The sequence below is a fragment of the Streptomyces sp. UNOC14_S4 genome (genome assembly GCF_020740835.1).
Classification (GTDB): domain Bacteria; phylum Actinomycetota; class Actinomycetes; order Streptomycetales; family Streptomycetaceae; genus Streptomyces.
This window is the reverse complement of sequence record NZ_JAINFC010001043.1, coordinates 1-631: the sequence shown is the minus strand read 5'-3', so window position 1 is coordinate 631 and position 631 is coordinate 1. Positions and strand designations below refer to the sequence as shown.

1 protein-coding gene and 1 pseudogene are annotated in these 631 nt (G+C 73.7%); one reads left to right on the top strand and one right to left on the bottom strand.

Translation table 11 applies throughout. The features are described 5' to 3' along the window. Nucleotides 1–240 (top strand): annotated as a pseudogene (locus K6I34_RS37805) (SRPBCC domain-containing protein); the annotation flags it as partial. Between the two features lie 28 nt (nucleotides 241–268). Here the strand turns inward: K6I34_RS37805 and K6I34_RS37800 are convergent. After that, the gene (locus tag K6I34_RS37800) at nucleotides 269–484 is read right to left on the bottom strand and encodes a dodecin (protein WP_229332517.1); all 216 of its coding nucleotides are present in this window, start codon (nucleotides 482–484) and stop codon (nucleotides 269–271) included. Between the last annotated feature and the right edge of the window lie 147 nt (nucleotides 485–631).

The window sequence follows — 631 nt, the reverse complement described above, 5'->3', positions numbered from 1 at the left end:
CCCTACCGGACGGCCGCGGGGGTGACCGGGGAGGTACGCGGCTACCACCCGGGGCGGAAGATCCGCGTCACCCACGGCACCACCACCCTCCAGACCGCCCTCGCCCCCACCGCCGACGGAGCCCGCACGATGCTCCGCTTCCATCAGGAGCACCTGGCGAGCGCCGAAGAGCGCGAACAGCGGCGGGCGCACTGGCAAGGTGTCATGGACCAGGTCGCTGCCGTCCTCGACCGGCGGTGACGGCGGCCGGTGGCCGTGACCCGCCCGTCTACTCGCCGTCGTCCAGCCGGAAGCCGACCCTGAGCCCCACTTGGTAGTGCCCGATCCCGCCCTCGACGATGTGCCCTCTGATCTGGCCGACCTCGAACCAGTCAAGGTGCCTCAGCGTCCGGGACGCACGTGCCAGCGCGTTGCGAATGGCTTCGTCCACGCTGTCCGGGGACGAGCCGACGATCTCGGTGACGCGGTAGGTGTGGTGGGTCATGGACACCACGCTCGCGCACGGTCCGCCGGGCCGCGAGGCGAGCGCCGCCGTTGGCGGCACCACGGCCCCGCGCCGCTCCCGTACCGCCGCACCAGCCACCCCGCCACCACCGCTGCCGCCGCCACCGCGTACGCCGCCGTCCCCAGC

What these genes read in the sequence shown, in the direction of transcription:
- K6I34_RS37800 (WP_229332517.1), bottom strand. Translation starts at nt 484, where the DNA reads ATGACCCACCACACCTACCGCGTCACCGAGATCGTCGGCTCGTCCCCG.